We start from the raw sequence: 6,597 nt of genomic DNA, 5'->3' as shown, positions 1-6,597 counted from the left end.
GGTGTTGATGCCGTACTGGAATGCCCGGCCGGCAGTGCTGGCCCAGGTCGGGGATTTCGTGCCGGACCGCAACGTGGCGATCAAACCCTTGCGAACCTGAAGGGTATGGCCGGTTTTTTGGTGGATTAGAGCGTTTTTGCCCTATAAACTCTGCCCCCAAAGCGCCGGCCAGTAGACGTTTCGGCGCGATGGATAGAAGAGAGTGAGTCATGGGCGCACAGTGGAAAGTCAAGCATAAAGAAGCGGCAGCCAATGCCAAGGGCAAGATCTTCGGCAAGCTGGTGAAAGAAATCACCATCGCCGCGCGCAACGGCGCCGATACCTCGACCAACGCTCACCTGCGTCTGGTGGTGGAACAGGCCAAAAAGGCCTCGATGCCCAAGGAAACCCTGGACCGCGCCATCAAGAAAGGCGCCGGTCTGCTCGGCGAAACCGTGCAGTACCACCGCGTGACCTATGAAGGGTTCGCCCCGCACCAGGTGCCACTGATCGTCGAGTGCGTGACCGACAACATCAACCGCACCGTGGCCGAAATCCGAGTAGCGTTCCGCAAGGGCCAACTCGGTGCTTCCGGCTCCGTGGCTTGGGATTTCAACCACGTCGGCCTGATCGAAGCCTCGCCGGACAGCCCGGACGCCGATCCGGAAATGGCCGCCATTGAAGCCGGTGCCCAGGATTTCGAAGACGGTGAAGAAGAAGGCACCACCCTGTTCATCACCGAGACCACCGACCTCGACGCCGTACAGAAAGCCTTGCCGGAGCAGGGCTTCACCGTGCTGTCGGCCAAACTGGGCTACCTCTCGAAGAACCCGGTGAGTGGCTTGAGCGATGAGCAGATGGCAGAAGTCGAAGCGTTCCTCGAAGGCCTGGACAACCATGATGACGTGCAGGACATGTTCGTCGGTCTGGCGGGCTGATAGCTAGCGGGCTATAGGTGATCTAAATGTGGGAGCGGGCGTGCCCGCGAATGCGGTGGGTCAGTCAATAAGTAGGTCGACTGACACACCACTTTCGCGAGCAAGCCCGCTCCCACATTGGTTTAGACGTGTTGGATAGCACCCAGCAAGGTTTCGATTTCGTCGAACCCCGGCCGCGCCAACACACTGGGCTGACAGCAGCTGAGTTGCAGTGCTACCAAGTCATCACTGACCTGACCTTCAACCCGCTCCAACAATTCCCCCAGCAACACCCCAAACGCCCGCACCTCGAGACGCTGCAACGCCCGGGTCTCCACGGTATCCGCCGTGGCATGGAACGACGCCGCGCCGAAATCCCCCAGCAGGCAATCGCCCGCTTCATTCCACAGGATATTGTGGCCGTACAGGTCGCCATGGGTGATGCCGTGGCGGTGCAGGTGCGCGCCCACCGAGGCGATCCCGCGTGCCAGGCGCAACGCCACTTCAAGGCTGAAGCGGGTGCCTGGTTCGTAGACGTCGCGGGTGCACGAAGCCAGGCTCGGCAACGCGGCGAGGTTGCGGTAACTGGGATCGATCAGGTCCATCACCAGTGCGGCCTGGTGGTCGGGGTGGCCGACAACGCGGCCCGCTACCTTGATCAGGTTGGGGTGCAACCCGGCGGCTATGCAGGCCTGCATTTCGTGCAGCGGCGAGCCGTCGCTGGTGATGCTGCCTTTATAGAGTTTGACGGCGACGGCTTTGCCTGATGGTTTCCACCGTGCTTTGCGGATGATGCCGGAAGCGCCTTCGCCGAGCACTTCGGCCAGTTCAAGCTCGGACCAGGGAATGTTCGCTGTCGCATCATCGCTCATCACGTCGACGGCCATTTCCACCGGGTTGCCGGCATAGGCGAGCCACGTCAGGCTGGGCAACGCCAGCAGCCATTGCGGCAGGCGCGTGAAGCGGTTGGAGGCGATGCGGAGCAATTCAAGGTTATGGCAGTTGGCCAGGCTTTCTGGCAACTGCGCCAGTTGATTGCCGGCCAGCATCAGCTTCTGCAGCAGTGGCCGTTCGCCCAATGCCTGTGGAAGCTCGCTGATGCAGTTATCGGTCAGGATCAGCCAGCGTAACGGGGGCGGCAGGGCGGCGGCGGGCACGTGGCTGATCTGGTTGGCCTTGAAGCCGATCATGCTCAGCTTGGCGCATTGGCCCAGGCTGGCCGGCAGTTCGGTAAACAAATTGTCGGAGCAAAACAGCACGCGCAGGTGTGGCAGGCGATGCAGGTCGTCAGGCAGGCTGCTCAGGGCGTTGCCGCTGAGGTTGAGGATTTCCAGGGAATCGGCCAGTTCGAAGATTTCCCGCGGGAATTCAGTCAGCCCGCAGGACAGGTCCAGGCGCGTGATACCGGCCAATTGGCCGGCCTTGAGTTGGGCGAGGGTATTCATGAACGGCGCGGTCACTCGGCTAGAAGGCGTAAATGGCGCTCATGATACCGGGTCGCGCGCAGGTTGCGGGCCGGCCTGCTGCAATTGGCCCAGACGGCTGGCCGTTCGCGCGAGGTCGATGGCCTGGCCGCCCAAGGCAACATCGAGCGGCCGTTCGCCGATCAATACCAGCTGTTTGTCCCGGTCATAAAGCACATCCACCAGGTTGATAAAGCGCTGCTGCACGGCAATCGGGCACTCCGCCAACAGTGGCAGGCCGTCGATGATCCAGTGGTCGTAGTCCTGGCACAGCAGCAGGTAGTCCATCACCGCCGTCAGCTGTTCGCACAGGTCGTTGAAGGTGAAGGCAACGCTGCGTCCCGTGTGGCCGCGGCACATCAAGGTCCGGTGGCCGACGGCCAAGGGTAGGGCGGGGCAGCCCGCAGCGGGAAGACCCAGTGCCACTCGCTGGCTTGCGGTTCCCGGCCATACGTACCGACCGCGTGTAAAGCGTTGTTCGCTTTGGGCCTGGGGCAGGCTGCGAAAGTCTTGGGGCGAGCTGACTTCCAGCACCTCCATGCGCGCGGCGATCAGGTCGATTACCGGCTTGAAGCGCTCGTGGTACAGCGGGTTGGGTAGCAAGCCTTGGGGCGCATAGTTAGACGTCACCAGCACCAGCACACCGCGCTCGAACAGAGCCTTGAACAGCCGCGTGATCAGCATGGCGTCGCCGATATCGTGGACATGGAATTCGTCGAAACACAGCACCCGGCAGTCTGTCAGCAGTTCATCGAGGGTCACGGCCAGGGCATCGTCCTGGTCGCGATGCTTGAACATACCGCGATGCAGTTGGGCGAAAAAGTCATGGAAGTGCACGCGTTGCTTCTCGGCAATCGGCAACGCCTGGAAAAAGCCATCCAGCAGCCAGCTCTTGCCACGCCCCACCGGCCCGTGCAGGTAGAGGCTGCGGGCGGGCTGGCCGGCGAGCAGGTGCTGGGTTTCCTGGGACAGGGCTGCAATGGCTCGGGTTTGGCCGGTGCTGAGGGTGTAACCCTGTTGCTCGGCCTTTTGCTGAAAGAACGCGGGGATGGGCGAGGCGTCAAGGGTCTCGGTTTTGTTACCGAGCAGGCGACGGATCAGGGAAAGCGCGGCCAATGCAAGTCACTCTGTATTTCAGTGGTCGCTTACTTTAGGGCGCTCGTTGCGTTTTGACCAATAGATAAGGGCGCGACGCGCTATCTCGAAAAAGCATGTCACGGATGCACGCCTGTCCAGACTGGCAGTTTCTCGGCAAGTGTCTACCCTCCTACACAGGAGTCACCCCTGTGCAAGGAGTTGGGGCAGTGAAGGGACGAGCAGTATTGGCAGTCATGGGCGCGATGCTCTGCAGCACGGCTTACGGTGCACAGCTCCAGGTGGAGGTGCGTATCGACGTGCAGCGGGGCTGCCAGCTGGTGGGCACTACCCGCAGCGCTGGCATCGAGCAACTTGGCGTATTGGATTTCGGCAGCGGCCCGCGTCTGGATGACCCGGCCGGGCCCCTGAGTGCGGCGTTGATCAGCCAGCGCCAGCCGCGCCTGGAGTGCAACCCCGACACGCCCTACCAGGTACGTGTCGACGGCGGCCTGCATGGCGGCACCGGTGAAGTGCGCTACCTCAGCGCCACCTCGTCAACCAAACCCATTCCCTATCGCATCTACGCCGACGCCGCGCGGCGCGTGCCCTTGCCGGTGGACGTGCCACTCAGCGGCAGGGTGCCGGACGCCGGTTTCGTCGACCTGCCGCTCTATGGCCGGATCGAGCCTCTCAAGGACATTCCCGCCGTCGGCCGCTACACCGACCTGCTCAAGGTGACGGTGACATGGTAAGCCGCTGCCTGGCCCTGGTGGCCATGGGCGGCCTGCTGGTGCTGGCAGATGACGCGCAGGCGGCTGCCGCCAGCGGGCTGATCCAGGCTCGGCTGGTGATCACTGCCAGTTGCGAAGTGAGCAAAGGCGTTGAGAGCGCGCCGGTCAACCCCACGGGCGGCACGGCGATGCTCGACTTCGGCAGCCAGGGTCCGACCTGGAACAACCCGCTCGGCGCTGGCATCACCGACGGTGACAAGGCGCCCTTGGCGGTGTCCTGCAACCCCTCGGTCTCGAGCTTCACCGTGACCATCGATGGCGGCACCAACGCCGACGGCACCACCCGGCGCCTGAGCAATGGACGCCAGATGATTCCTTATCGACTGTCTGCCGACCCGCAGGGGCGCACCACCTACAGCATCGGGCAGCAACGCAATTTTGTCGTGGCCAGGGGCACCCAGATACCGATCCCGGTATTTGGCTCCGTGGTGGCAAATACCAGTGCCTTACCGGCAGGGATCTACACCGACACGTTGACGGTGACACTGGACTGGTAACTCAAGAGGATGAAAACCATGCATGTACTTGTTTCGCGATTAGGCGTCTGTGCGCTGGGGCTGGCGATGGCTTCCAGCCTCAACGCCGCCACCACGGTGACCGGGCAGATCACCTCCAGCCTGATATTGATCGCCAGCTGCCAGGTGAACGGCTCCGGGGCGGCCACCGGCCTGAACTTCGGTTCCTTGAATTTTGGTACCACCAACAGCCTGTTCACCAATGCCGATGCCCAGTTGCTGGGCGGTACCGGCACCGGTGGGGCGTTGTCGATCCTTTGCTCCAGCGGCACCACGCCAGCGGTCAAGGTGCGCGCCGGCGCCCATGACGGCGCTTCCCCGGGTGGCAGTCGCGCATTGGCCGACGGTGCGGGCAACTTCGTGCCCTACGACTTCTACACCGACAGCGGCCACTCCGCGCTGCTGGCGATTGACGGGGTGATCACCCTCGCCACCAGTACCGGCGTGGCACAGACCGTCAACCTCTACGGCCGGGCAGTGGGCAAGGCGGGGCTGCCGGCGGGCACCTACACCGACACTGTGGCCGTGGAACTGACGTTCTAGCGATGTGGCTCAGAGCGTTGCTGGCTTGTGGGCTGGCGGTGCCGCTGCCGTTGTCGGCAGTGACCAGCCAGAGCTTCCAGGTGAGCGCGACCATCACCCCCGGCTGCCTGATTGTGGGCGGTGGCTCCAATTATGGCGCACTGACCTACGGCAGCTACTCGGCCCTGGCCACCAACACAGTCACGGCAGCGCTGACGGGGGGCGTCACGTTGCAATGCACGCCGGGGGTGGCGCTGAGCATGAGCGTCGACGGCGGGCTGCACAGCAGCACCGGGCGCAATTTGCAGCTCAATAGCGGCAGCGCGCGCGTGGCTTACCAGTTGTTTCGGGATGCGGCGTTCAGCCAGAGCCTGGGGATAGGCCAGAGCGTCAACGTGGCCTACAGCGATGCGAACACCATCAGCTTGCCGATCTATGGGCGGGTGCAATTGCCGGGCAATCAGCCTGGGGGGACATACAGCGACACGCTGCAGGTGCAGCTGACGTGGTAAGGCTATTGGTATAAGGAGTGGGGTTATGCGTTCACCTTCCCGGCGGCTGTGGGCCGCGGGTCTTGCCTTGAGTGCTGCGTGCACGGCGGGGTTTGTGCAGGCGGCCAGCTCAGTGCTGATCTGGCCCATCGACCCGGTGCTGGAGGCCGATCAACAGGCCAGCGCGTTGTGGTTGGAAAACCGCGGGACCGAAACTGCAAGCCTGCAGATTCGCGTATTCGCCTGGAGCCAGAGCGGTTTCGACGAGCAATACCAGAACCAGCGCGATGTGATCGGGAGCCCACCCGTGGCACGGATCGAGCCAGGGCAAAAACAACTGGTACGCCTGACCCGCACCCGCGAAGTGCCGCCAGGGCAAGAGCTGGCCTACCGCATCATCATCGATGAAATCCCTTCGCCCTTGCAGGTGCCCACGCCGCCAGAGGGCAAGAGCACCGCGGCAGCGATCCGCTTTCAGATGCGTTATTCAGTGCCTCTGTTTGCGTACGGCGCGGGCCTGTGGAGCAAGGAAGACAGCACACGCCAGCGCGACCCCAAGGGCGCCGGCAAACCGGACTTGAGCTGGCACACCGTCACGGTGGCGGGGCGCCAATACCTCGAAGTGCGCAACCAGGGCGCCGTGCATGCGCGCCTCACCGATGCGGCGTTCAAACAGGGTGGGCAGACGCGGCCCTTGGTCGACGGCTTGCTGGGCTATGTACTGCCCGGCGCGACCATGCGCTGGCCGGTACCGGATGGGCTGTCGTCCGACCAGCCACTTCAGGTCAGGGTCAACGGTGCGCCGCAGTTGGAGAGCCTCGCGCCGCAACGGTAACAAGCGT

General features: G+C 63.3%; 8 protein-coding genes. 6 read left to right on the top strand and 2 right to left on the bottom strand.

Annotation, left to right across the window (positions count from 1 at the left end):
• Nucleotides 1-209: 209 nt before the first annotated feature.
• Nucleotides 210-917, top strand: a complete 708-nt coding sequence (locus CQ002_RS27585) for a YebC/PmpR family DNA-binding transcriptional regulator (RefSeq protein ID WP_028616915.1) — start codon at nt 210-212, stop codon at nt 915-917.
• 122 nt (nt 918-1,039) lie between these two features.
• Here the strand turns inward: CQ002_RS27585 and CQ002_RS27580 are convergent, their stop codons facing one another.
• Nucleotides 1,040-2,341 carry a leucine-rich repeat-containing protein kinase family protein gene (locus CQ002_RS27580; RefSeq protein WP_105163147.1) on the bottom strand — a complete coding sequence of 434 codons (1,302 nt, stop codon included), beginning with the start codon at nt 2,339-2,341 and terminating at the stop codon, nt 1,040-1,042.
• 39 nt (nt 2,342-2,380) lie between these two features.
• Nucleotides 2,381-3,475, bottom strand: coding sequence for a cell division protein ZapE (gene zapE / locus CQ002_RS27575; RefSeq protein WP_105162518.1), 1,095 nt, complete (start codon nt 3,473-3,475; stop codon nt 2,381-2,383).
• A gap of 224 nt (nt 3,476-3,699) precedes the next feature.
• On the opposite strand from zapE, the gene CQ002_RS27570 reads away from it, so the two are divergent.
• Genes CQ002_RS27570 through CQ002_RS27550 form a run of 5 tightly spaced genes read left to right on the top strand, consistent with a single transcriptional unit; the run spans nt 3,700 to nt 6,590 of the window.
• Nucleotides 3,700-4,188: a spore coat U domain-containing protein gene (locus CQ002_RS27570; protein WP_174555884.1), complete on the top strand. Its 489-nt coding sequence runs from the start codon at nt 3,700-3,702 to the stop codon at nt 4,186-4,188.
• Nucleotides 4,182-4,724 (top strand): spore coat protein U domain-containing protein, encoded by a 543-nt coding sequence (locus CQ002_RS27565; RefSeq protein ID WP_105162517.1) that lies wholly within the window; start codon nt 4,182-4,184, stop codon nt 4,722-4,724. The genes CQ002_RS27570 and CQ002_RS27565 overlap by 7 nt, the downstream gene beginning before the upstream one ends.
• 18 nt (nt 4,725-4,742) lie before the next feature.
• Complete coding sequence (locus tag CQ002_RS27560) at nt 4,743-5,285, top strand: spore coat protein U domain-containing protein (protein ID WP_034107216.1); 543 nt, start codon at nt 4,743-4,745, stop codon at nt 5,283-5,285.
• Nucleotides 5,286-5,287: 2 nt separating this feature from the next.
• Nucleotides 5,288-5,776: a spore coat U domain-containing protein gene (locus tag CQ002_RS27555; protein ID WP_034107215.1), complete on the top strand. Its 489-nt coding sequence runs from the start codon at nt 5,288-5,290 to the stop codon at nt 5,774-5,776.
• A gap of 25 nt (nt 5,777-5,801) precedes the next feature.
• Nucleotides 5,802-6,590 (top strand): molecular chaperone, encoded by a 789-nt coding sequence (locus tag CQ002_RS27550; protein WP_105162516.1) that lies wholly within the window; start codon nt 5,802-5,804, stop codon nt 6,588-6,590.
• Nucleotides 6,591-6,597 lie beyond the last annotated feature (7 nt).

It is taken from the genome of Pseudomonas sp. MYb13 (assembly GCF_002980075.1).
Taxonomy (GTDB): domain Bacteria; phylum Pseudomonadota; class Gammaproteobacteria; order Pseudomonadales; family Pseudomonadaceae; genus Aquipseudomonas; species Aquipseudomonas lurida.
The sequence above is the reverse complement of the archived record's forward strand: the minus strand, read 5'-3'. Positions and strand labels throughout refer to the sequence as shown.

What these genes read in the sequence shown, in the direction of transcription:
- CQ002_RS27585 (WP_028616915.1), top strand. Translation starts at nt 210, where the DNA reads ATGGGCGCACAGTGGAAAGTCAAGCATAAAGAAGCGGCAGCCAATGCC.
- CQ002_RS27580 (WP_105163147.1), bottom strand. Translation starts at nt 2,341, where the DNA reads ATGAATACCCTCGCCCAACTCAAGGCCGGCCAATTGGCCGGTATCACG.
- CQ002_RS27570 (WP_174555884.1), top strand. Translation starts at nt 3,700, where the DNA reads ATGCTCTGCAGCACGGCTTACGGTGCACAGCTCCAGGTGGAGGTGCGT.
- CQ002_RS27565 (WP_105162517.1), top strand. Translation starts at nt 4,182, where the DNA reads ATGGTAAGCCGCTGCCTGGCCCTGGTGGCCATGGGCGGCCTGCTGGTG.
- CQ002_RS27560 (WP_034107216.1), top strand. Translation starts at nt 4,743, where the DNA reads ATGCATGTACTTGTTTCGCGATTAGGCGTCTGTGCGCTGGGGCTGGCG.
- CQ002_RS27555 (WP_034107215.1), top strand. Translation starts at nt 5,288, where the DNA reads ATGTGGCTCAGAGCGTTGCTGGCTTGTGGGCTGGCGGTGCCGCTGCCG.
- CQ002_RS27550 (WP_105162516.1), top strand. Translation starts at nt 5,802, where the DNA reads ATGCGTTCACCTTCCCGGCGGCTGTGGGCCGCGGGTCTTGCCTTGAGT.